The following is a 22283-nucleotide window of genomic DNA, read 5'->3' on the forward strand; positions in this document are numbered from 1 at the left end:
CGCCCGATTGAGAGGGACTCGGATGGACGCCGCGGAGTCGATGGCTGAGCCGCAGCCGTCGCCGCCGAAGCCCGTGCCCGGCCTGACCGAACGCGAGGTCGAGATCCTCGCCTTCGAACGTCAGTGGTGGCGACACGCCGGGGCGAAGGAGAACGCCATCCGCGAACGGTTCTCGTTGTCGGCCACCCGCTACTACCAGCTGCTCAACAAGCTGCTGGAGAAGCCGGAGGCGATCGAGGCCGACCCGATGCTGGTGAAGCGGCTGCGCAAGACGCGCGCCGCCCGGCAGCGCAAGCGAGGCGCCCGGCGACTGGGGATCGAGCTGAAATGAGTGTGTTTTCGGGCATGTCCCGGCCGATGAAGGCCGCGGGCGTCGTGCTGATCGGCGTCGCCATCGTCGCGGCGGTCGTCGGCGGGATCACGGCGCTGAGCGGTGACGGCTCCAACGAGGCCGGGCCGAGCGGTACGTCGTCGACCCCGCCGGGCACCTCCGGCGGCACGTCCGCGCCGCCGGCCACCTCGTCGACGGCCACCCCGCCGTCGACCTCGACGAACCCGACCTCGCCCACGCCGCCGTCGCCGACGAGCCCGGCGCCCGGCCAGCCGACGCAGGGGCAGCCGGGCCAGCCCGGTGACCAGCAGGCGTCCAACAAGTGGGTGACCGTCCGGGTCTTCAACAACTCGACGATCAAGGGCCTGGCGGACCGCGCGGCGGAGGACTTCCGCGGCAGCGGCTGGAACGTCAACGAGGTCAGCAACTACTCCCAGGGCGTCATCCCGACGACCACGGCGTTCTACCGGCCGGGCACCGACGAGGAAGCCGCGGCCAAGCAGCTCGCCCAGGAGTTCGGCATCAAGGCCGAGCCGCGCTTCCCGGGCATCGAGAGCGCGAGCCCCGGCGTGATAGTGATCGTGACGAAGGAATACCAGTCCGGCCACAAGGGCAGCTGACCGGAAGGGGCCATCGGGTGATGGCCCCTTCGCTCACTCCCCGGCCTGCGTCTTCGCGTACGCCTCCAGCGTCGCGAGCTGTGCCGGGTCGAGGCTGGGCCGGACCGTCTTGCGAGCTGCGTCCAGGTGCGCCGCGGTGACTTCCCGGGCCTCCAGGGACTCGCGCATCGCCGTCAGGGCCGCTTCGCGGATCAGCGCGGCGCAGTCGGCGGCCGAGTAACCGTCCAGAGTGGACGCGACCTCGGCGAGGTCCACATCGGAGGCCAGCGGCGTGTTCTTCGAGCTGGCCGCCAGGATCGCGGCACGGGCCTCGGCGTCCGGCGGCGGGACGTAGACGCGGCGCTCCAGCCGGCCCGGCCGCAGCAGCGCCGGGTCGACCAGCTCCGGCCGGTTCGTCGCGCCCAGCACGACGACCTCTCGCATCGGCTCGACGCCGTCGAGCTCGGTGAGCAGCGCCGCGACCACGCGGTCCGCGACGCCGGAGTCCGACGACTGGCCGCGGCGCGGGGCCAGCGCGTCGATCTCGTCCAGGAAGATCAGCGACGGCGCGGCCTCGGCGGCCCGGCGGAACAGCTCCCGCACCGCGCGTTCGGACTCGCCGACCCACTTGTCCATCAGCTCGGCGCCCTTGACCGCGAAGACGTTCAGCGCGCCGGTGCCCGCGAGCGCCCGCACGAGGAAGGTCTTGCCGCCGCCGGGCGGCCCGTACAGCAGCACCCCGCGCGGCGGCTCGACGCCGAGCCGGGCGAACGAGTCCGGGTACCGCAGCGGCCACAGCACGGCCTCGGTGAGGGACTGCTTGACGTCGACCATGTTCCCGACGTCGTCGAGGGTCAGGCCGCCGGTGGCCAGGTTGTCCGAAGTGGACATCGACACCGGGCGGACGGTGGCCAGCGCGTCCAGCAGGTCCTGCTGCGAGATCCGCGGCTCGTCGGTGTCGCGCTGGCGCAGCGCGGCCCGCAGCGCCGCGTCCCGCCGCAGCGCGATCAGGTCGGCGGCGACGAACCCCGGCGTCTTCTCGGCGAGGACGCCGCAGTCGATGCCGGTGTCCAGCGGGACGTCGCGCAGCAGCACGTTCAGCAGCTCACGCCGGGTCTTCGCGTCCGGCAGCGCCAGGCCCAGCTCGCGGTCGAGCAGGTCGGCGGCGCGCAGCCGCGGGTCGGCCGACTCCGCGCGGGCCGTCGTCGCGACGACGGCGAACTGCCCGCGCCGCAGCGCTGTCCGCAGCTCTTCCAGCACGACCGTGGCGACCGGCGGCGGGGTGGTCGCGGGCAGCAGCGCGTCGACGTCGGTGAGCAGCAGCACCGCGGGCCCGTCGGCGGAGCGGACCGCCTCGCGCAGGCGCGCGACCGCGACGTTCGGATCCAGCACGGCGAGGTTCGGCGCGGCCAGCGGCACGACGTGGATGCCGGCTTCGTTCGCGACCGACCGCACGAGCGTCGCCTTGCCGACGCCTTCCGGTCCGGACAGCAGGACGCCGAGGTGGGCGGGCGCGCCGAGTCGCGCGAGCAGCTCGGGCCGGTGGAACGCCAGGTCGAACCACTCGCCGAGCTTGCGCGCGGCGGCTTCGGCGCCGATCAGGTCGGCCAGCGGGACGGCCGGCTCGACGACCTCCTCGACGGTGACTTCGTCTTCCACGATCTCCGCGTCGATCCACTCCTCGGCCGCGGTGACGGCGGAGGTGCGCACCAGCGCGGTCGCCGTCCGGGGCGCGGCGGGCTCGGCGGCCGGCCGCGCGCCGTCGCGCCAGACGACCACTGTGGACGGTCCGACCGCGACGGTGGCGGCCGGCTCGGTCGCGGTGACGGTGAGCAGCTCGTTGGTCCAGGTCGCCCCGATCGCGCGGGACAGCTGGCCGCGCAGCCCGGCCGGGTCGGACCCCGGCGTCGGCGCGAGGTCCTGCGGCAGCAGCGAAACGGCGTCGCCGACGGTCAGCACCTTGCCGATCAGGGCGAGCCGCAGCATGTGCGGGCTGACCGAGACGCTGGCCAGCCGCGACCCCGCGACGGTCACGGTCCGCGCCGCGGCGACCTCGGCGGGCGCGACCACGACCTCCGAGCCCTCGGTGACCCCGAGGTTCGACATGGTGACGTCGTCGGTGAGCAGCACGCCGGGCATCCCGGCCTCGTCGGCCGGCGCGGCGAGCGCGGCGCTGATCCGGGCCCCGGTCAGGTGCACGGCATCCCAGGCCCGCAGGCCCAGCGCGTCGAGGACTTCGGGGTGCAGCCGCACGACGCCGCGGCGGGTGTCCAGCGCGGAGGGGGTGTGCCGGACGGTCAGCGTGATCTGGGGGTGGCTCACGCCGTTCACCCTAGCGATCCACGGCCCACCCGAAAGCCGTGAAGGCCTCCTTGCCGGTCATAAATGCCGGTAAGGAGGCCTTCACGGATCTTTGGGACTACTTGCGGCGCAGGCCGATCTGGCGCCACGAGCGGCGCCGCGGGCCCTGGCCGTTCTGCGAGGCGCCGCGGGGGGTGCGGACCGTTTCGCGGGGGAGGCGGACCGCGCGCATCGCCGCGCCCGCGACGCGGCGGCGCAGCGGGGGACGCAGGCCGAGGCGGCGCGGGGAGCGGGCCCGGCGGATCGCGCGGCGCTCGCGCGGCGGGACCGTCCAGGCCTCCGGGTGCGCGGCCAGCCAGCGGTGCCGGTAGACCGAGTACGGGATGTGCGCCAGGTACAGCACCATCGCCACGATCAGCGCGACCAGCGGGAACTGGATGATCGCCGCGGCCAGCAGGGCCACGCCGAGCAGCAGCGGGGCGATCGCCTTGGCCGGCGCCTTGACCGTCTTCAGCGACAGCGTCGGGATGCGGCTGATCAGCAGCGCCGCGATGGCGACCGTCCACGCCCACACGACGTACTGCGACGACCACCACCCCTCGCCCCACTGGAGGTAGGCCACCAGCGGCAGCATCGCGAGCAGGCCACCCGCGGGCGCCGGGACGCCGACGAAGAACTCGCTCGCGTACGGCGGCTGCTCGGTGTCGTCCAGCAGCGTGTTGAACCGCGCGAGGCGCAGGATCATGCAGACGGCGAAGATCAGCGACGCCACCCAGCCGATCCGGTCCGCGCCGGTCTGCCAGACGTAGATGACCAGCGCCGGGGCCACGCCGAACGAGATGCCGTCGGACAGCGAGTCCAGCTCCGCGCCCATCTTCGACGTCGCGTCGAGGAGGCGGGCGATCCGGCCGTCCAGGCTGTCGAGCACCGCGGCGATGCCGATCGAGGCGATCGCCATCGCGTAGTTCTTGGACAGCGCGAACTGCACGGCCGAGAGGCCCGCGCACAGCGCCAGCACCGTGATGGCGTTCGGCAGCAACCGGACGCCCGGGGTGGTCACGCGGACCATCGATCAGCCTTTCGCAGGCGCGGCAGGGAGTTCGGCGATGACCGTCTCGCCGCCGATCGTGCGCTGGCCCTTGCTGACCAGCACCGTCGAGCCCGGCGGAAGGTAGAGGTCGACCCGCGAGCCGAAGCGGATGATGCCGTACGTCGCGGCGGCGCCGACCTTGTCGCCCTCGCGGATCTCGCAGAGGATGCGGCGCGCGACCAGCCCGGCGATCTGCACGACGACGAGCTCGTGGCCGTCTTCGGTGCGCATCAGCACGGAGTTGCGTTCGTTGTCGTCGCTGGCCTTGTCCAGGTCGGCGGAGAGGAACTTGCCGGGGCGGTAGGCGACCCGCTCGATCACGCCGTTCGCCGGCACGCGCTGGACGTGCACGTCGAACACCGAGAGGAACACCGACACGCGCATCCGCGGCTCGGCGGGCAGGCCGAGCTCGGCGGGCGGGACGGCTTCCTCGATCAGCGACACCAGGCCGTCGGCCGAGGCCAGCGCGACGCCGGAACGCGGCGGCGGGACGCGCTTCGGCTCGCGGAAGAACGCGGCCATCGCCACGGTCGTCAGCGCGCCGACGACCCCGAGGCGCTTGGAGAACCGGCGGGCGACCAGGGTCGCGACGGCCCCGCCCGCCACGAACGGGCGGCCCGCGGGGTGCATCGGGGGCAACGTTTCGCGGGCGAGCTGCACGGCGTGCGCGACTGGGTTGCCGGCGGGCTCCGGCCGGGTGCCGCTCATGGTCGGGTCCCCTGGTTTCGTGTCGGAAGAACGGGTCGGCGCCGGGGTCCGGCGGCCGCGTACGGGCGCCACCACGCTACCGCTGCCCCAGGTGAGGGTGTCCGCGTCCCCCTCGGTGGCTCCTCCGCGAGGGGGTCACCGCGAAGGGTGGGAGCGACCACATCCCGGTAACGCAAGGTCGATTTCAGCGATGACTCTGGGTAGTTGATGCCGTTCGGGGCGCTGCCGCGCACCCCGCCTGACCCAGTGAGGGGACGATGACCGACCACCGCGATCCGGCCCACGTCCGTCTCACCGAGCTGTTCGGCGCGTGGCGCGCGGAGATCGACGAGGTGCCGCTGCCGTCGCTGGTGGACCCGGAGTACGCCGTCGACGTCGTCATCGAAGCGAAGAAAAAAGGGGGCCGGGTGCATCCGCCCCCCGACGGCGCATGCACCCGGCCACCGGGTAATGCGCGTGACGAAGCAGTCTAACGTCCGAAGGCCTGTCGATCACGATTCGTCCGGCAAAAGTTACCAACGGTCACTCGGACGACGGCCGAGCCCGCTCACGAGCCGCAGGATCGCCAGTAGCGCCACGGCGCCGAGAACGGCCACGCCGAAGCTGGGGAAGTCGAAGTCGAACGTCTTCGGCTGGCCCGTCGCGAGCCGGTAGACCAGGCCGCCCAGAGCCGCGCCGACCACGCCGACGAGCACGCTGACCAGGCAGCCCTGCCGGCGCCGCTCCCGGCCGCCGACGACCAGGTTCGCGGCCCAGCCGACGATCGCGCCGAAGATGACCCATGCGACGAAACCCATGCCGGAAGCTTACGCGAGCAGACGTACAAGAGTCATTGCGCAACTGTTCTTGTGCAACTACTCTTGTGCGTCATGAGCGACGACATCCGGGAGATCCGGGATTCGAAGGTGCTGGCGGCCATGTCGCACCAGCTGCGCCGCCGGCTCCTGGAGCTGCTCCGCCTCGACGGCCCCGCGACCGCGTCGATGCTGGCCGGGAAGACCGGGCAGGCGGTCGGCAACGTGAGCCACCACATGAAGGTCCTGGCCGCGGCGAAGCTGGTCGAGGAGGCCCCGGAACTGGCCCGCGACCAGCGGGAGCGGTGGTGGAAGCGCAGTGCGAAGACCCTGCGGTGGGCCGCGGCCGACTTCCCCGGCGACCCGGTCGCCGAGGCCGCCGAAGTCCTCGTGCTCGACCACCAGGTGGCGGTCGCCCGCGAGTGGATCGCGAGCCGCGAGTCCTACCCCGAGGAGTGGCGCGGGGCGCCGTTCAGCATCGACACCTGGGTGCGGCTGTCGAAGGAGGAGCTCGACGAGCTGAACGAGCGGATCTTCCTCCTGATCAGCGAGTTCGAGAACCGCACCGAACCTGGTGACGGCGTCGAGCGCCGGCCGGTCTTCTTCGCCGCACGGGCGTCGCTGGGCAAGCCGTGAAGGGGCTCTGGGGGAACAGGGACTTCCGGCTGCTCTGGACCGGCGAGACGACCAGCATGCTCGGCAGCATGGTCGCGAGCACGGCGTTGCCGCTGGTCGCGGTGGTCACGCTGCAGGCGAGCACCTTCGGCGTCGCGCTGCTGACCGCCGTCGCGTGGCTGCCGTGGCTGGTGATCGGTCTGCCGGCCGGCGCCTGGGTCGACCGGCTGCCGAAGCGCCCGGTGATGCAGGTCTGCAACACCGTCTCGATGGTGGTGTTCGGCAGCGTGCCCCTCGCTGCCGCCTTCGGGCTGCTGACCCTGCCGTACCTGCTCGCCGCCGCCCTGCTCGGCGGCGTCGCGAAGGTCTTCTTCACCCTCGCCTACCGGGCCTACCTGCCGGTGCTGGCCCGCGACCACGAACTGCTCGAAGCCAACGCGAAGCTGCAGGGCAGCGAGTCCGCGACGCAGGTCGCCGGGCCGGGCGTGGCCGGGCTGCTGGCCCAGGTGTTCGGCCCGGTCAGCGGCATCCTGGCGGACGCGGTCAGCTTCGGCGTCTCCGTGCTGTGCCTGCGGGCGATCCGGGCGCGCGAAACCGTCGTGCCGAAGCCGAAGGCGTCGATGCGCAGCCAGATCGCCGAGGGCCTCCGGTTCGTCGTGCGCGACCGGTACCTGCGGTCGTTGATGACGTTCGGCGCCGTCTCGAACCTCGCCCTCACCGGGTACAGCTCGATCCAGATCGTCTTCCTGTCCCGCACACTCGGCACCGCGCCCGGCCTGGTCGGGCTGGTACTGGCGCTGGCCGCGTCGGGCGGGGTGCTCGGTGCGGCCGCGGCCGGGCGGCTCGCCGCGCGCTTCGGCGCCGCGCGCGCGTGGCTGCTGTGCGAGGGCTTCGCCGCGCCGATGCTGCTGCTCGGGCCGCTGAGCGAGCCGGGCTGGGGCCTGGTGCCGTTCGTGCTCGCGTTGTTCGGGGTCTGCGCCGGTGTCGTCGCCGCGAACGTGCTGGTCACGACGTTCCGGCAGCAGTACTGCCCGCCGGAGCTGTTCAGCCGGATCAACTCGAGCATGTCGATCGTCAACTACGGCTCGGTCCCGGTGGCCGGCGTCCTCGGTGGCGTGCTGGGCGAAGCGATCGGCATCCGCGAGACGCTCTGGGTGGCCGCGGGCTCGCTGATCGTCGCGTTGCCGCTGCTCGCGCCGTACCGGAAGCTGCGCGACTTCCCGGTCAGAGCAGCAGGACGTCCACCTCTTGACCTTCCGCTGCCGACGTGACGTCCTCCGGCAGCACGATCAGGCAGTTGGCCTGCGTGAACGCGGCCAGCAGGTGCGAGCCCGGCCCGCCGCGCGGCCCGACGACGCCGGTGACTTCGCGGTCGGACGGGGTGAACACGCCCCGGCGGTACTGCCGGCGGCCGGCGGGCGAGGACATCTCCTCCGTCAGCCGGGCCCGCACGCGCCGCCGTGTGACGTCGGTGTGGCCCATGGCCGTCAGCAGCGCCGGGCGCAGGAACGCTTCGAACGACACCAGCACGCTGACCGGGTTGCCGGGCAGCGTCACCACCGGCACGCCCTGCCAGCGCCCGCAGCCCTGCGGCCCGCCCGGCTGCATCGCGATCTTGGCGAACTCGACACCCTGGCCGGTCAGCGCGTCCTTGACGACTTCGTAGGCGCCCGCGCTGACGCCGCCGGACGTCACCAGCAGGTCGGCGTCGGCCAGCTTCGGCTCGATGACCTTCCGGAACTCCTCGACGTCGTCGACGACGCTGCGGACGACGTCGACCTCGCAGCCGAGGGCGCGGATCGCCGCGGCGAGCATCACGCTGTTGGACTCGTAGATCTGGCCGTGGCGCAGCGGGGCGGGCGCGTCGATCAGCTCGGTCCCGGTCGAGGCGATCAGCACCCGCAGCGGCCGGTGCACCCGCACCTCGGCCAGCCCGACCGCGGCCGCGAGGCCGAGCTGGGAGTGCCCGAGCACGGTCCCGGCGTGCAGGGCGACGCTGTCGGCCACGACGTCCTCGCCGGTGTGCCGGATGTGCGCGCCCTCGCGGGCGGGCGCCGAGATCGTCACGGTTTCCGTGCCGCCGTCGGTGTCCTCCACCATCACCACGGCGTCGGCACCGGGCGGCAGCGGGGCGCCGGTCATGATCCGGTGCGCGGTGCCCGGCTCGAGCGGCTGGACGTCGACCCGGCCGGCCGGGATGTCGTCGGCCACCGGCAGGGTGACCGGCGCCGCAGTGACGTCGGCGGCGCGCACCGCGTAGCCATCCATCGCGGAGTTGTCGAAGGGCGGCAGGGAGACGCCGGCCCGCACGTCTTCGGCCAGCACGAGGCCGGCCGCGGCGGCGAGGGGCAGGGCGGTCGCGGGGGCGGTGCCGAGGAGCTCGGCGACGCGGTCGCGGTAGTCGTCGACGGAGATCACCGGACCATCCTCCCCGCCTTTTGGGCTCGTGCAAGACTCTGCCCGTCACAGGCACGCCGATGGGGAGCAAGCATGCAGGTTCAGGTCCGTCAACAGCCTTCGTTCGCCGTCGCCCGGCTGATGCTGGCGCCCGGGGAGCCGTGCCAGGTCGAGTCCGGCGCGATGATGGCCACGAGCTACGGCGTGCAGGTCCAGTCGCAGGCGCAGGGCGGGATCATGAAGGGCCTCGGGCGCGCGTTCCTCTCCGGCGAGTCCTTCTTCATCTCCACCTTCACCGCGCCGCAGAACGGCGGCTGGGTCGACGTCGCGGCCAACCTGCCCGGCGACATCCAGGTGATCACCCTCGACGGCCGCACCGGCTGGGCCGTCACCCGCGGCTGCTGGCTCGCGTCGTCGCACGGCGTGCAGACCGAGACCAAGTGGGGCGGGATGAAGAACCTGATGGGCGGCGAAGGCGGGTTCCTGACCCACGCCACCGGCCAGGGGCAGCTGCTCGTCTCCTGCTACGGCGCGGTCGAGACGATCACGCTGCAGCAGGGCGAGATGGTGACCATCGACACCGGGCACGTCGTCGCGTACGCCGACACCGTGCAGTACCAGATCCGCAAGGTCGCGCAGGGCATCATCCAGTCCATGAAGAGCGGCGAAGGCCTGGTGTTCGACTTCGTCGGCCCCGGCCAGATCATGACGCAGACGCGCAACCCGTCCGCGTTGGTGAACTGGATCATCTCCCACGTCCCGTCCCGCTGATGCGCGTCCAGACCCGGCACACGCCCGCCTTCGGCGTCGCCCGCGTCCTGCTGGACCCGGGCGAAGCCGTGCAGGCGTCGCCCGAGACGTTGCTCGCCAGCCGGTTCGGCGTCACCGAAACGCCCGTCGGCCGCGGCGGTGTCCGCGCGAGCAAGGCGACGACGGTGGTCTACACCGCGCCGTCCGACGGCGGCTGGATCGACTTCGCGCCGCTGCGCCCCGGCGACGTCTACCCGCTGGACGTCGGCGGCGGCACGGGCTGGTCGGTGCACCGCGACGCGGTGCTGGTGCGGCCCTCGACGGTCCGGCACGACCCGAACTGGACGCCGTTGCAGCAGCTCTTCGGCGCCGACTCCGGGTTCCTCGAGCACTACAGCGGAACCGGCCCGCTCGTGCTGGCCGCGCCCGGCCCGGTGGACGCGTTCGAACTGGGCAAGGGCGAGCTGGTCACGGTCCGTCCGGACTACCTGCTGGCCTACCCGGACACCGTCCAGTGCCGCCTGCGGGCGCTCGACCCGGGCGGCTCGCAGTCGCTTCGCAGCGGCGAAGGGCTCGCCGTCGACTTCGCGGGACCGGGGACCGTGCTCGTGCACGCGCGGAACAGACGCCTTTCGGGCACGTGATCTTCGGACGAATTGCCCATTGCCGCGGACAATAATTCCGGTAGCGTGATTGGCACTTCCGCCGCTGGCCTCCGCTCGGGCCAGCGGATCCTTTGTGCTGAGGGAGGGCGCCGTGGCTGTCGGCACCGTCAAATGGTTCAACTCGGAAAAGGGCTACGGGTTCATCGAATCGACGGAGGGTCCGGACGTCTTCGTCCACTATTCGGCCATCCAGTCCGAAGGATTCCGCACTCTGGACGAAGGCGATCGCGTCGAGTTCGAAGTGCAGTCCGGGCGCGATGGCCGCAGCCAGGCAGCCGACGTCCGCAAGGTTTCGTAGCCAGGCTCTCACCTGATCGGCGAACCCCCGGCAAGCGCTGAACCTGGGGCGTTAGGCTTCGGGCGTGACAGGCGATGTGTCGGGGGACCTCACCGGTCGCCGGCTGGGCAACTACCGCATCGACGGGGTGCTCGGCAAGGGCGGCATGAGCGTCACCTACAAGGCCACGGACGTGCGTCTCGGCCGCAAGGTGGCGCTGAAGGTGATCGGTGACCACCTCGGGGCCGACGCCGAGTTCCGCGAGCGGTTCGTCGACGAGGCGCGCAACACCTCCGCGATCGACCACGCCAATGTCGTGCCGCTGTACGACTTCGGCGAGCTCGACGGCATGTTGTACATCGCCATGCGGATGGTCGACGGCGGTGACCTCGCCGGCTTGATCGCCGGCGGCCCGATCGCGCCCGCGCGCGCCCTGACGATGCTCGACCAGGTCGCGGACGCCCTCGACACCCTGCACAACCGTGGTCTGGTCCACCTGGACGTCAAGCCGGCGAACGTGCTCGTGACGAAGAAGGAGACGTCGCGCGAGCACGTGTACGTCGCCGACTTCGGGCTGACCCGCCGCGGCGCGACCGGCCACCGCACGCGCGGCGGCGACTTCCTCGGCTCCCCGACGTACGCGGCGCCGGAGCACCTGCGCGGCGAGCCGCTGGACGGGCGCACCGACCAGTACGCGCTGACGTGCGTCCTCTACGCGTGCCTCACCGGCAGCCCGCCGTTCAAGGGCGACGTGCCGACGGTGATCAAGGGTCACCTCAACGGCGAGCCGCCCGCGATCTCGCGCGCGGTCGCGCTGCCGCCGTCGATCGACGAGGTCGTCCGCAAGGGCATGGCGAAGAACCCGGCCGACCGCTACCCGAGCTGCGTCGAGATGGTCGCGGCCGCCCGCCGCGCGCTCGGCCCGCTGGCGACGTCCGACACCCCGCCGGGCCCGCCCGGGTCCAATTCGGGTGGAGTTCCCGCGCCGCACCGTCCTGGTCAGGTACAACAGGGGCCGCACCAGAACAGCGCACCGCAGGGAGAGGGGGCCCCCGTGCACCCGTACGGAGGACAGCAGCAGCCCGGCTACGGCCAGGGGCCGCAAGGTCCGCAGGGCCCTGGGGGCCCGCAGGGTCCTGGTGGGCCTCAGGGGATGCCGCCGCAGGGCCCGCCGCCCGGTTACGGCTACCCGCAGCAGCCGGGCATGCCGCCGCAGGGCATGCCCCCGCAGGGTTACGGCTACCCGCAGCAGCCCGGGATGCCGCCGCAGGGCATGTCTCCCTACGGTCAGGACCCGATGCGCCTGCGCCCGCCGATGCCCGCGGGCGGCGCGGGCGCGTTCCACCAGCCGAAGAGCAGCGGCGGCAAGAAGTGGATCTTCATCGTGCTCGGGCTGGTCGTCGTGGCCGGCCTGGTCGTGGGCGCGATCTTCCTGTTCAACGGCGGCGACAGCGGCGGCGGTGGCCAGACGACGGCCCCGAACATCCCGGTCGGACCCGGCGGCTCGCAGACCAACCCGACGTCGTCGCTGAACGCACCGCCGACGTCGATCTCCATCAAGCCGGGCAACTGATCGTGCGGCGCTGACCTCCGGACCCACCTCGCGGCCCGGTGGTGGTGTCTTGAATGACTCATTCAGGACGTCCGAAGACCTGAATGAGTCATTCAAGACGTGGGGCGAGCGGGTTGCCGGCGGCGAAGTGGCCTGGCCGCGCGACTTCGCCGAAAGCCGGGCGGCCGGTCGGTGGACCGGGTCCGGGGCTCGCGAGATCGTGCGGCGCTGAGCAGGTCTTCTTGCACTCTCCCCCCGAGAGTGCTAAACACGGTCTTGGCACTCGACGCCGTCGAGTGCCAAAGGTCGGGACGGTGAGGCTGACCCCCACCCGGGTGCAGTCGTCCGTCGCGGGCACCGAGCCTGGCCGAGGAAAGAGTCCTGCTGCCGCCGCTGTAGACCAGCGCGGCGGTGGCGCCCAATACCGGAGGACCACACCGCAATGGCCAAACTGATCGCGTTCGACGAGGACGCCCGCCGCGGTCTCGAGCGCGGCTTGAACACCCTCGCCGAAGCCGTCAAGGTGACCCTCGGCCCGCGGGGCCGGAACGTCGTGCTCGAAAAGAAGTGGGGCGCGCCGACCATCACCAACGACGGTGTCTCCATCGCCAAGGAGATCGAGCTCGAGGACCCGTGGGAGAAGATCGGGGCCGAGCTCGTCAAGGAGGTCGCCAAGAAGACCGACGACGTCGCGGGTGACGGCACCACCACCGCCACCGTGCTCGCCCAGGCCCTCGTCCGCGAGGGGCTGCGCAACGTCGCCGCCGGCGCCGACCCCATCTCCCTCAAGCGTGGCATCGAGGCGGCCGTCGAGGCCGTCACCGAGCAGCTGCACAAGGCCGCCGTCCAGATCGAGACCAAGGAGCAGATCGCTGCTACCGCCTCGATCTCGGCCGCTGACCGCACCATCGGCGAGCTGATCGCCGAGGCGCTGGACAAGGTCGGCAAGGAAGGCGTCGTCACCGTCGAGGAGAGCAACACCTTCGGCCTCGAGCTCGAGCTCACCGAGGGCATGCGCTTCGACAAGGGCTACATCTCCGGTTACTTCGTGACCGACCCGGAGCGTCAGGAAGCCGAGCTCGAGGACCCGTACATCCTCCTCTTCGGCTCCAAGATCTCCACCGTCAAGGACGTCCTGCCGCTGCTGGAGAAGGTCATCCAGTCCGGCAAGCCGCTGCTGATCATCGCCGAAGACGTCGAGGGCGAGGCCCTGGCCACCCTCATCGTCAACAAGATGCGCGGCACCTTCAAGTCCGTCGCCGTCAAGGCCCCGGGCTTCGGTGACCGCCGCAAGGCGATCCTGCAGGACATCGCGATCCTGACCGGTGGCCAGGTCATCTCCGAGGATGTCGGCCTCAAGCTGGAGAACGCGGACCTGTCCCTGCTGGGCAAGGCCCGCAAGGCCGTCATCACCAAGGACGAGACGACCATCGTCGAGGGTGCGGGCGACGCCGACCAGATCCAGGGTCGCGTCAACCAGATCCGCGCCGAGATCGAGAACTCGGACTCGGACTACGACCGCGAGAAGCTGCAGGAGCGGCTCGCGAAGCTGGCCGGCGGCGTGGCCGTCATCAAGGCCGGCGCCGCGACCGAGGTCGAGCTCAAGGAGCGCAAGCACCGCATCGAGGACGCGGTGCGCAACGCGAAGGCCGCCGTGGAAGAGGGCATCGTCGCCGGTGGTGGCGTGGCCCTGATCCAGGCCGCCGAAGCCGCGTTCGCGGGCCTGAAGCTCGAGGGCGACGAGGCCACTGGTGCCAACATCGTCAAGGTGGCCGTCGAGGCCCCGCTCAAGCAGATCGCGATCAACGCCGGCCTCGAAGGCGGCGTCGTGGTGGAGAAGGTCAAGGGCCTGCCGCAGGGTCACGGCCTCAACGCCGCCACGGGTGTCTACGAGGACCTGCTCGCCGCCGGCGTGCCGGACCCGACGAAGGTCACCCGCTCCGCGCTGCAGAACGCCGCTTCCATCGCGGCGCTGTTCCTGACCACCGAGGCCGTCGTGGCGGACAAGCCGGAGAAGGCTTCGGCCGCTCCCGCCGACCCGTCCGGTGGCATGGGTGGCATGGACTTCTGATCCACGCAGGGAAAGCCCGGTCCGCCTCGGCGGGCCGGGCTTTTTCTTTGGCTATGGCTTGGTGAAGAACCAGACGGCGTAGGCACCCAAGATGACGACGCCGAGCGCGAGCACGCCGAGGCCCCCGAGCCAGGCGGTGCTCGCTTCTTCCGCTTCCAGCGCGACGACGATCGCGCCGATCCCGGTGAGCAGGATCCAGATCGCCAGCCCGGCGGCGGTGTAGAGCACGGTCTTGGTGACCGTCGCGCTGCCGGTGTCGTTGAACGCGAGCGCGAAGAACGCGGCGAAGGCGGTCAGCCCCAGCCCGGCGATCAGGTACAGCCCGCCCAGGATCCCGACGACGACCTTCGCGGCCGTTCTGCTCCCTTGATCCACGAACGCGGACCCTAACCCCTCGAACGGGATCCGCGCGTGGCTTTTGCGCCGCCCGGCCTACCGTGCTCGGCCGAACGGCCCGGACGTCCCCTGGCGTCCGGGCCGTTCATCGGAACACGCCCCCGGCGGGCACCGGTTCCCCCTGCGAACCGGCGCCCGCCCCGGTCAGGAGTCCTCTTCCGGCGTCAGGATGGCGGCGGCGACGTAGATCGGGATCGCGATGCCGACCGAGAGGAACACGGCGGCGACCAGGCCGATGCGCAGGACGTTGGCATCGATGCCGAGGTAGGTGGACCAGCCGCCGCAGACGCCGGTGAGCATCTTGTCGGACTTGCTGCGGCGGAGCTTCTTGGTGGGGGCGTACACGCTGTTCGTCATGGCTCAATACTGGCTCGCGGGGCACCCTGACCACATCCGGAACGGCCCCGACCCCGACCCTGAACTTCGGCCTCGGGGTCAGGTGAGCGCGCGCACCCGGGCCAGCCGGGCTTCCCACGCGGCCTGGACGTCCGGTGCCGCCGGGTACGCGTCCGTGGGCTCCGGTGCTTGCCTCGGCACCGGCAGGTGACCGTCCACAGGGGACAGTGACGCGGTGCAGACGTCGCCTTCCAGCAACGAAAGCGTGCCCAGTCCGCACGCGAAGTCGAGTTCCGGCAGTGCGCCCGCGAGGGCCAGGCCCGCCGCCAGGCCGACGCTCGTCTCCACCGCCGACGACACCACGCACGGCAGCCCGCACGCCTCCGCGACCTCCAGCGACCGCCGCACGCCGCCGAGCGGCGCCACCTTCAGCACCGCGATGTCCGCCGCTCCGGCGACCGCCACCTTCAGCGGGTCTTCCGCGCGGCGGATCGACTCGTCGGCGGCGATCCGGACACCCACCCGGCGGCGCACCGCGGCCAGGTCGTCGATCGTCGGGCACGGCTGCTCCGCGTACTCCAGCCCGCCCGCCGCCTTGTCGAGGTCCGTGATCGCGCGGACCGCGGTGTCGACGTCCCAGGCCATGTTGGCGTCGACGCGGATCGCGCCGTCCGGGCCGAGCGCGTCGCGGACCGCCTCGACCCGGGCGCAGTCGTCCCCGAGGGAGACGCGCGGGTCCGCGACCTTCACCTTCGCCGTGCGGCAGCCGGACGCGCGCACGAGTTCGTACGCCTTCTCGGGCGTGACCACCGGGACGGTCGTGTTCACCTCGACCCGGTCGCGGACCGGGGCCGGCCAGCCGGTTTCGCTCGCTTCCAGCGCCGCCCGCAGCCACGGCACGCTCTCGGCGTCCGAGTAGTCGGCGAACGGGCAGAACTCGCCCCAGCCCGCCGGGCCGCGCAGCAGGACGCCTTCACGGACGGTGATGCCGCGGAACCGGGAGCGCAGGGGGATCGCGTAGACCTTCATCGAGGCCGATCATGCCACCGTCCCAGGTGCGGCGAACGGATGCAGAACCGCGCATCCGGAGGAGAGAATGATCCCGTGGTCCTCGATTTCCGCGTGCTGGGTCCGGCCGAGGTCACGGCCGACGGCCGCCCGGTACCGCTCGGGGGGAGCCGGCCGCTGATCGTGCTGGCCGGGCTTCTGCTGCGCGCGAACCGGGTCGTGCCGGTCGACGAGCTGGGCCGCTGGCTGTGGGACGACGACCGCCGCCGCTCCAAGGGCGCGCTCCAGACGTACGTGCTGCGCCTGCGCCGGGCACTGGGCGACCAGGTCGCGATCCGCACCGAAAGCGGCGGCTACCTGATCGAACTCGACGACGGCCTGCTCGACCTGTCCCGCTTCCGCGCGCTCGCCGCCCGCGGCAAGGCCGCGCTCGACCGGGGCGAGAGCCGCCAGGCGGCCGCGCACTTCGCCGAGGCACTCGAACAGTGGCGCGGGCCCGCGCTGCTCAACGTCGAGTCGGACGCGCTGCACCGCGACGAAGCCGGCCAGCTGGCCGAAGAGCGGCTGCGCGTGCGCGAACAGTGGGCGGACGCGCTGCTCGAAGTCGGCGAGTACGGCACGGTCATCCCCGAACTGACCCGGCTGACCAGGGAAAACCCGCTGCGGGAGCGGCTGCACGAGCAGCTGATGGCGGCGCTGTACCGGTCGGGCCGCCAGGCCGACGCGCTCGCCGTGTACGGCCGGATCAGCGGGGTGCTGGCCGACGAGCTCGGGCTCGACCCCGGGCCGTCGCTGCAGCGCACCCGGCAGGCGATCCTCACCGGCGCCGACGAGCCCGCCCGGCTGGCGCGCTACCGCCTCGGCGCCGAACCGCAGGTGCCGCGCCAGCTGCCCGCCGACCTGCGGACCTTCTCCGGGCGCGAGGGCGACCTCAAGGCGTTGCACGCGCTGCTGCCGGAGGCGGTCGACGCCGGCGCGTCCACGCAGATCGCGTCCGTCGAAGGCATGGGCGGCGTGGGCAAGACGACGCTGGCCGTGCACTTCGCGCACGAGATCGCCGACCGGTTCCCCGGCGGGCAGGTCTACCTCAACCTGCGCGGCTACGGCCCCGGCGAACCGGTCGAACCGGCGGCGGCGCTGGAGGCGATGCTCACCGCGCTCGGCGTGCCGTGCGACGCGATCCCGGCCGACCTCGACGGCCGCGCGGCGAGCTGGCGGACGCACACCGCCGGACGGCGGCTGCTGGTCCTGCTCGACAACGCCAACCGCACCGAGCAGGTGCGCCCGCTGCTGCCCGGGCCGGGCTGCCTGGTCGTGATCACCAGCCGCTGGCAGCTGCGCGCGCTGGTCGCGACGCACGGCGCGCGGCGGATCGCGCTGGAGGAACTCGGCGACGAGGACGCGGTCGGGCTGCTCGCGGCGACGATCGGCGTCGAGCGGGTGGCCCGCGATCCGGCGGCAGCCGAACGGTTCGTGCGCTACTGCGGCGGGCTGCCGCTGGCCATCCGGATCCTCGCTGTGCGCGCGGCGCAGTTCCCGGACCTGGCGCTCGACGAGTTCGCCGGCTCGCTGGCGGACGACCTGCTCGGCTCGTTCGACCTCGCCGACGGCGAAGGGACGAACATCCGCTCGGTGTTTTCCTACTCCTACCAGGCGCTGGAGCCACCGGCGGCGCGGCTGCTGCGGCTGCTCGGCCTGACCACCGGCGCCGACTTCACCGCCCCCGCGGCGGCCGCGGTCGCCGGGCTGGACCTCACGACGGCCCGCGCGGGCCTGGAGACGCTGGCGTCCGCGCACCTGCTCGCCCGCCCGCGCCCGGGCCGCTACCAGTTCCACGACCTGATCCGGGCCTACGCCGGCGAAGTCGCTTCGCAGGTCGACTCGCCTTCGCAGCGAGCGGCGGCGTTGGACCGGCTGCTGGACTGGTACCTGGCGTCGGCCCTCGACGCGTCCCGCCGGATGCGGCCGGAGCGCTACTACCGGCTGCTGGAACTCGACGACCTCGGCGGCGGGCTCACCTTCGGCTCCCACCACGAGGCACTGGACTGGTTCGTCGAAGAGTCCGGGAACCTCATCGCCGCGGTGCACCTGGCGCGGCGGCTCGGCCGCGACGACGTTTGCTGGAAGCTCGCCTGGCTGCTGCAGAGCTACTTCGTGACGCGCTCGCGGCTCGACGATTGGCGTTCGGTGTTCGCGGTGGCGCTCGAAGCGGCCCGGGCGAGCGGCCACCGCCCCGGCGAAGCGGGCATCCTGAGCGGCCTCGGCGTCGTCGACGGCGTTGCCCGCCGATACGCGGAGTCGCGGCGCTACCTGGAGCAGGTGCTGGCGATCCAGCGCGAGCTCGGCGCGCGCGAGGGCGAGGCGCGGGCGCAGTACAACCTGGCGCTGGCGTCGCACAACCTGGAGGACTACGCCGGGGCGTACGAGCACGGCAAGCAGGCCCTGGAGATCGTCCGCGAGCTGGGGATGGGGCAGTTCGAAGCCAGCGTGCTGCGCGCGCTCGGCGACGTCTGCACCTCGATGGGCGACCACGAGCAGGCCCTGCGCCTGGCGGACGCGGCACTGGCCGTCGTCGGCCCGGACGGCCGTCCGGTTGACACCAGATTTACGCAGCACACCCGCGGCCTGGCCCTGATCGGCCTCGGCCGGTTCGACGAGGGCATCGCGTGCCTCCGCGACTCGGTCTCGATGTTCTTCGAGATGGGCGAGCAGTACGAGGCCGCGGACGTCCTGTCCCAGCTGGGCACGATCCACGCGAGGTACGGCGACGAGGCCCTGGCCCGCGAGTGCTGGCTCAGGTCGGTCCGGCTCCTGACGGAACTGGGCCACCCCGACGCGGACGACGTCCGGGCCAAGCTGGCGGCTTCGGTGCGCGCGGGAGGCTGAAAGACGTGCGGCGGACCGCCCGCGTGCCGACCCCCAGCGACAGCACGCAAGCCGGTCCGCCCGCCCGGTGAGTCAAGCGGACCCCGCTCACTGTCCGCTCACTGCTCACCCGGCGGAGCCACCCCGAGCAGGTCGGCGAGGCACTCGGCGTTGCGCGGAGCCTCGACTTTCACGTCGTTGTCGAAGTAGACGTGCACGTCCCGCCGCCCGCCGTCGTGCCAGTTCTTGATCTTGTCGGCCCAGGTACGGAGGGCTTGGTCCGAGTAGCCGCTGACGTACAGCTCCTCGTCGCCGTGGAGCCGGACGTAGGTGAAGTCCGAGGTCTGGTCTTCGAGGAACGGCCACTTGCCCGCGGTGTCGGCGACGACGAGGGCGAGGTCGTGCTCCCGCAGCAGGTGCGTCGCCGCGGGCTGGGCGAAGCTGAGGTGCCGGACTTCGAGCGCGTGCTTCAGCCGTTTTTTCGGGCCGCTTTCGAGGTAGGGATCGCCTTTGAGTTTGTCGTCGTGCTTCTTGGCCAGCGCGGCGGCTTCGGTGGTGGTGCGGGGCAGGAGCGCGAAGAAGTTCGCGAGCCGGTCGGGATCGAACGCGAGCCGCGGTGGGAGCTGCCAGAGGAACGGGCCCAGTTTCGCACCGAGGGCGAGAACACCGGAGGCGTAGAAGTTCGCGAGCGCGGTTTCGACGTCGCGGAGCTGCTTCATGTGCGTGATGAAGCGGCCGCCTTTGACGGCGAAGAGGAAACCCGCCGGCGTCTCGTCGAACCACGCGCGGTACCGCTCGGGGCGCTGGAGCGAGTAGAAGGAGCCGTTGATCTCGACGGCGTTCATCCGCCGCGAGAGGTATTCGAGCTCCCGCCGTTGCGCGAGCCCGTGCGGGTAGAAAACGCCGCGCCACGGCGGATAGCGCCAACCCGAGGTCCCGATCCGGATTTCGGCGATCGTCCTCACCGCCTTCCCGTTCCCGCGGAAGGTGATTCCCGTTCGTCGGCGCGTCGAAACGCGGCGGCGGCCGGACTGGTGGACCGCGGGTCGGGACAGGTGACCTGAGTTCGGGGACGGTCGTCTTAGGGGGCCTTTGAAGCGTTTGCTCATCGCACCGCCGGGGTGGAGTGGGGTTGGCTGCTTTGCGGGGCACGGGTAAGGGAAGCGAGCTGCCCGCGCTGCTGCCCTGCCCGGCCCCCGCCCCGCGATCGGTCCGCCGCGACGTGAGCCGCGGGGCGCTTTACCGCTACGCCCAGGAGAACCTCCAGTGCCGCGACTGCACCAGCCCCGACGCGTACTCCCGCAGGTTCCCCGGCTGCCCGGCGAACGTCGGCAAGCTGAACGCCCGGTGTTCCGCCGCCACCGTCAGTGCGCGAGCCTGGTTCCGAGGCGGCGCAGCCACCGAAAGCTCGATCGCGTCGAAGCCCAGCACCACCAGCGTCGCGCCGAAGCGGTCCTCCCAACTCCGCAGCACCGCCGACAGCTCGGCCACCTGGTCCGTGCACTTGATCATCCCCGTCCAGCCCAGCAGCGCCGGGATGTCGGCGGGGCGCTCGGTCTGGACCAGGCCCAGCCGGTGCGGGGCGCGGGTGGCCAGGATCGAACCCGTGTTGCCCGCTTCCGCCAAGGGGTCCGACTTGCGCGGGCTGCGCTTCGCCAGGCCCGGGAAGCGGGCGCCGAAGGGGCGGAGGCAGGCGCCGTCGCAGCAGGACGTGTCCCACCAGCGGGACAGGGCCGCCGCCGGGTCGGCGGAGGCCACCCGGTGGCCCGCCGGGGCGAGGCGGCCTCGGTCGTCGATCCAGTCCTCGCCGTTGGCCGCGAAGCGCTGGTCGTGGGGGATCAGCACCGGCCACAAGCCGGATCGCTCGAACTCGGCCACGCAGCCGAGGAAACGCTCTGGCCGGGTCAAGGGCAGGTCGGACACCCACAGCCGGCCGTGCCACGACCCCGGTGGCAGGGTCTGGACCGGCGGCGCGGGCGTACCGGGGCGGAGCGGTGCGATCGTCATGGACGTCCCCTCGAACTTGTGTTCGGCTACTGCATCTCGAACAGTAGTTCGAGGGTCCGACAATTTCCAGCGATTCACCCGCTCATCCGTTCGAGTGAATCCGAGAAACCGCAGGTCAGGGCGCTGAACGAGGCTCGTGATGTGGAAGTTGCTCCTGTGACGATTCGCTGGGCCGAAGGGGTGGCGGTCAGCGGGCCGACGACCGCTCGTCGTACTCGTGCTGCGCGGTCACGACCTCGGCGCTGTGCTCGATCGTCCACCTGAGCAGGCAGATGAACGGCCCGCGGAAGGACTCGCCGAGGGGCGTCAGCGAGTACTCCACGCCGACCGGCGAGGTCTCGAGCACCCGGCGCCGGATCAGGCCGTTGCGTTCCAGGCGGCGCAGCGTCTGGGTGAGCACTCGCTGCGTCACGCCGTCCAGCTGCCGCTTGATCTCGTTGAACCGGGTCGGCTGTTCCAGCACCTCCATCGTCATCATCGACCACTTGTCCGAGATCTGGTCGAGGATCGGGCGGCTCGGGCAGTCGATGCTGAACCGCGGAGCCGCGGCGGGCGAGGTGGTGTCCATGGGGATCCTTGGTACTCGGAAAGTGCGTTATTGATCATTCGCGGGGCTGGGACCAGTGTGAGTATGCATCGCAAACCTACCGGCCTACCGACAACCTTGGGGAACCCGTGAACCCGGACACCTACACGACGCTCGGCGTCACCATCGACGACGGCGTCGCACGGATCGCGCTGGACAACCCTCCCGTCAACGTCCTCGGCGGGACCGTGATCCGCGAACTGCACGACGTGCTCGGCGCGCTGCGCGACGACCGCCGGGTCCGCGTCATCGTGTTCTCCAGCGCCAACCCGGAGTTCTTCCTGGCGCACGTCGACATCCACATCCTCGACGAGCTGGAGCAGCTGCGGGAGATCGCGGACCGGAACCCGGACGCCAACCTGTTCCAGGGTGTCGGGGAACTGCTCCGGCACCAACCGCAGGTCACGATCGTCAAGCTCGACGGCAAAGCCCGGGCCGGCGGCGCCGAGTTCGTCGCGGCGGCCGACCTGACCTTCGCCGCGCGGGAGACCGCGGGCCTCGGCCAGACCGAGGTGCTGATGGGCATCGTCCCGGGTGGCGGGGGAACGCAGTACCTGCGCGACCGGGTCGGCCGGAACCGCGCTCTCGAACTGCTGCTCACCGCGGACCTGGTGGACGCCGACACGGCGGCCGCCTACGGCTGGATCAACCGCGCGGTGCCCGCGGCCGAGCTAGACGCCGTCGTCGACCAGGTGGCGAAGAAGATCGCCGCGCTCTCCCCGGAGCTCATCGCCGCGGCGAAGCGGCTCGTCCCGCCGGCGGATCTGGCGGACGGATTGAAGGCGGAGCACGACGCGTGGGCCGAGCTGGTGAGCGGGCCCCTGCCCGCCCAGCTGATGGCGCGCGCCCTGGACCACGGCGTGCAGACCCCGGATGGCGAGCGCGACCTGGAGTCGGTCATGCGCGGTATCGCCGCCACTCTCTAGCCCACCTTG

General features: G+C 71.9%; 23 protein-coding genes. 12 read left to right on the plus strand and 11 right to left on the minus strand.

Annotated features, from left to right (window positions below):
- Positions 1–22 precede the first annotated feature (22 nt).
- Positions 23–331, plus strand: coding sequence for a DUF3263 domain-containing protein (locus H4696_RS37950; protein ID WP_086857646.1), 309 nt, complete (start codon positions 23–25; stop codon positions 329–331).
- On the plus strand, positions 328–951 hold the full coding sequence (locus H4696_RS37955) for a LytR C-terminal domain-containing protein (protein ID WP_225955912.1): 624 nt from the start codon (positions 328–330) through the stop codon (positions 949–951). Before H4696_RS37950 ends, H4696_RS37955 begins: the two co-directional genes overlap by 4 nt.
- A 33-nt stretch (positions 952–984) precedes the next feature.
- Here the strand turns inward: H4696_RS37955 and H4696_RS37960 are convergent, their stop codons facing one another.
- The 3 genes from H4696_RS37960 to H4696_RS37970 form a co-directional block, all read right to left on the minus strand.
- On the minus strand, positions 985–3252 hold the full coding sequence (locus tag H4696_RS37960; protein ID WP_086857662.1) for an AAA family ATPase: 2268 nt from the start codon (positions 3250–3252) through the stop codon (positions 985–987).
- 97 nt (positions 3253–3349) lie between these two features.
- Complete coding sequence (pssA, locus tag H4696_RS37965; RefSeq protein WP_086857647.1) at positions 3350–4300, minus strand: CDP-diacylglycerol--serine O-phosphatidyltransferase; 951 nt, start codon at positions 4298–4300, stop codon at positions 3350–3352.
- Between the two features lie 3 nt (positions 4301–4303).
- The gene (locus H4696_RS37970; protein ID WP_086857648.1) at positions 4304–5029 is read right to left on the minus strand and encodes a phosphatidylserine decarboxylase; all 726 of its coding nucleotides are present in this window, start codon (positions 5027–5029) and stop codon (positions 4304–4306) included.
- Positions 5030–5286: 257 nt separating this feature from the next.
- Here H4696_RS37970 and H4696_RS37975 point away from each other — a divergent pair, with 257 nt between their 5' ends.
- Positions 5287–5502, plus strand: coding sequence for a hypothetical protein (locus tag H4696_RS37975; RefSeq protein WP_086857649.1), 216 nt, complete (start codon positions 5287–5289; stop codon positions 5500–5502).
- A 39-nt stretch (positions 5503–5541) separates the two neighbouring features.
- Here H4696_RS37975 and H4696_RS37980 read toward each other — a convergent pair whose 3' ends face one another.
- A complete protein-coding gene (locus H4696_RS37980) occupies positions 5542–5826 on the minus strand; it encodes a GlsB/YeaQ/YmgE family stress response membrane protein (RefSeq protein ID WP_086857650.1) in 285 nt (94 codons plus the stop codon).
- A 72-nt stretch (positions 5827–5898) separates the two neighbouring features.
- On the opposite strand from H4696_RS37980, the gene H4696_RS37985 reads away from it, so the two are divergent.
- Complete coding sequence (locus H4696_RS37985; RefSeq protein ID WP_086857651.1) at positions 5899–6459, plus strand: helix-turn-helix domain-containing protein; 561 nt, start codon at positions 5899–5901, stop codon at positions 6457–6459.
- Positions 6456–7709 (plus strand): MFS transporter, encoded by a 1254-nt coding sequence (locus H4696_RS37990; RefSeq protein ID WP_086857652.1) that lies wholly within the window; start codon positions 6456–6458, stop codon positions 7707–7709. Before H4696_RS37985 ends, H4696_RS37990 begins: the two co-directional genes overlap by 4 nt.
- On the opposite strand, the gene moeA is transcribed toward H4696_RS37990, so the two are convergent.
- On the minus strand, positions 7663–8856 hold the full coding sequence (gene moeA / locus H4696_RS37995; protein ID WP_086857653.1) for a molybdopterin molybdotransferase MoeA: 1194 nt from the start codon (positions 8854–8856) through the stop codon (positions 7663–7665). The two genes, H4696_RS37990 and moeA, sit on opposite strands and share 47 nt — an antisense overlap.
- Before the next feature lie 72 nt (positions 8857–8928).
- On the opposite strand from moeA, the gene H4696_RS38000 reads away from it, so the two are divergent.
- The 5 genes from H4696_RS38000 (at position 8929) to groL (ending at position 14150) form a co-directional block, all read left to right on the plus strand.
- Positions 8929–9606 (plus strand): TIGR00266 family protein, encoded by a 678-nt coding sequence (locus H4696_RS38000; protein WP_086857654.1) that lies wholly within the window; start codon positions 8929–8931, stop codon positions 9604–9606.
- Positions 9606–10229 carry an AIM24 family protein gene (locus H4696_RS38005; RefSeq protein ID WP_086857655.1) on the plus strand — a complete coding sequence of 208 codons (624 nt, stop codon included), beginning with the start codon at positions 9606–9608 and terminating at the stop codon, positions 10227–10229. The genes H4696_RS38000 and H4696_RS38005 overlap by 1 nt, the downstream gene beginning before the upstream one ends.
- 112 nt (positions 10230–10341) lie before the next feature.
- Complete coding sequence (locus H4696_RS38010; RefSeq protein ID WP_003085446.1) at positions 10342–10548, plus strand: cold-shock protein; 207 nt, start codon at positions 10342–10344, stop codon at positions 10546–10548.
- Positions 10549–10612: 64 nt separating this feature from the next.
- Positions 10613–12100 (plus strand): serine/threonine-protein kinase, encoded by a 1488-nt coding sequence (locus H4696_RS38015; protein WP_192782760.1) that lies wholly within the window; start codon positions 10613–10615, stop codon positions 12098–12100.
- A 421-nt stretch (positions 12101–12521) separates the two neighbouring features.
- Positions 12522–14150: a chaperonin GroEL gene (gene groL / locus H4696_RS38020; RefSeq protein ID WP_086857657.1), complete on the plus strand. Its 1629-nt coding sequence runs from the start codon at positions 12522–12524 to the stop codon at positions 14148–14150.
- Positions 14151–14201: 51 nt separating this feature from the next.
- On the opposite strand, the gene H4696_RS38025 is transcribed toward groL, so the two are convergent.
- The 3 genes from H4696_RS38025 to H4696_RS38035 all read right to left on the minus strand — a co-directional run bounded on the left by H4696_RS38025 (position 14202) and on the right by H4696_RS38035 (position 15911).
- Positions 14202–14525 carry a hypothetical protein gene (locus H4696_RS38025; RefSeq protein WP_086857658.1) on the minus strand — a complete coding sequence of 108 codons (324 nt, stop codon included), beginning with the start codon at positions 14523–14525 and terminating at the stop codon, positions 14202–14204.
- A 165-nt stretch (positions 14526–14690) separates the two neighbouring features.
- Entirely contained in the window at positions 14691–14903 is a 213-nt protein-coding gene (locus H4696_RS38030) for a PspC domain-containing protein (protein ID WP_086857659.1), read from the minus strand.
- A gap of 78 nt (positions 14904–14981) precedes the next feature.
- The gene (locus H4696_RS38035) at positions 14982–15911 is read right to left on the minus strand and encodes an o-succinylbenzoate synthase (RefSeq protein WP_086857660.1); all 930 of its coding nucleotides are present in this window, start codon (positions 15909–15911) and stop codon (positions 14982–14984) included.
- Positions 15912–15986: 75 nt separating this feature from the next.
- On the opposite strand from H4696_RS38035, the gene H4696_RS38040 reads away from it, so the two are divergent.
- Positions 15987–18776 carry a BTAD domain-containing putative transcriptional regulator gene (locus H4696_RS38040; RefSeq protein ID WP_192782761.1) on the plus strand — a complete coding sequence of 930 codons (2790 nt, stop codon included), beginning with the start codon at positions 15987–15989 and terminating at the stop codon, positions 18774–18776.
- A gap of 98 nt (positions 18777–18874) precedes the next feature.
- Here H4696_RS38040 and H4696_RS38045 read toward each other — a convergent pair whose 3' ends face one another.
- From H4696_RS38045 to H4696_RS38055, 3 genes are all read right to left on the minus strand, one after another.
- Positions 18875–19720, minus strand: a complete 846-nt coding sequence (locus H4696_RS38045) for a DUF72 domain-containing protein (RefSeq protein ID WP_086863599.1) — start codon at positions 19718–19720, stop codon at positions 18875–18877.
- Between the two features lie 280 nt (positions 19721–20000).
- Positions 20001–20762, minus strand: a complete 762-nt coding sequence (locus tag H4696_RS38050; protein ID WP_086863600.1) for a DUF4253 domain-containing protein — start codon at positions 20760–20762, stop codon at positions 20001–20003.
- Between the two features lie 187 nt (positions 20763–20949).
- Positions 20950–21330, minus strand: coding sequence for a winged helix-turn-helix transcriptional regulator (locus H4696_RS38055; RefSeq protein WP_086863601.1), 381 nt, complete (start codon positions 21328–21330; stop codon positions 20950–20952).
- Between the two features lie 107 nt (positions 21331–21437).
- On the opposite strand from H4696_RS38055, the gene H4696_RS38060 reads away from it, so the two are divergent.
- On the plus strand, positions 21438–22274 hold the full coding sequence (locus H4696_RS38060; protein ID WP_169735120.1) for an enoyl-CoA hydratase/isomerase family protein: 837 nt from the start codon (positions 21438–21440) through the stop codon (positions 22272–22274).
- Positions 22275–22283: the final 9 nt, after the last annotated feature.

The organism is Amycolatopsis lexingtonensis, from assembly GCF_014873755.1.
Taxonomy (GTDB): domain Bacteria; phylum Actinomycetota; class Actinomycetes; order Mycobacteriales; family Pseudonocardiaceae; genus Amycolatopsis; species Amycolatopsis lexingtonensis.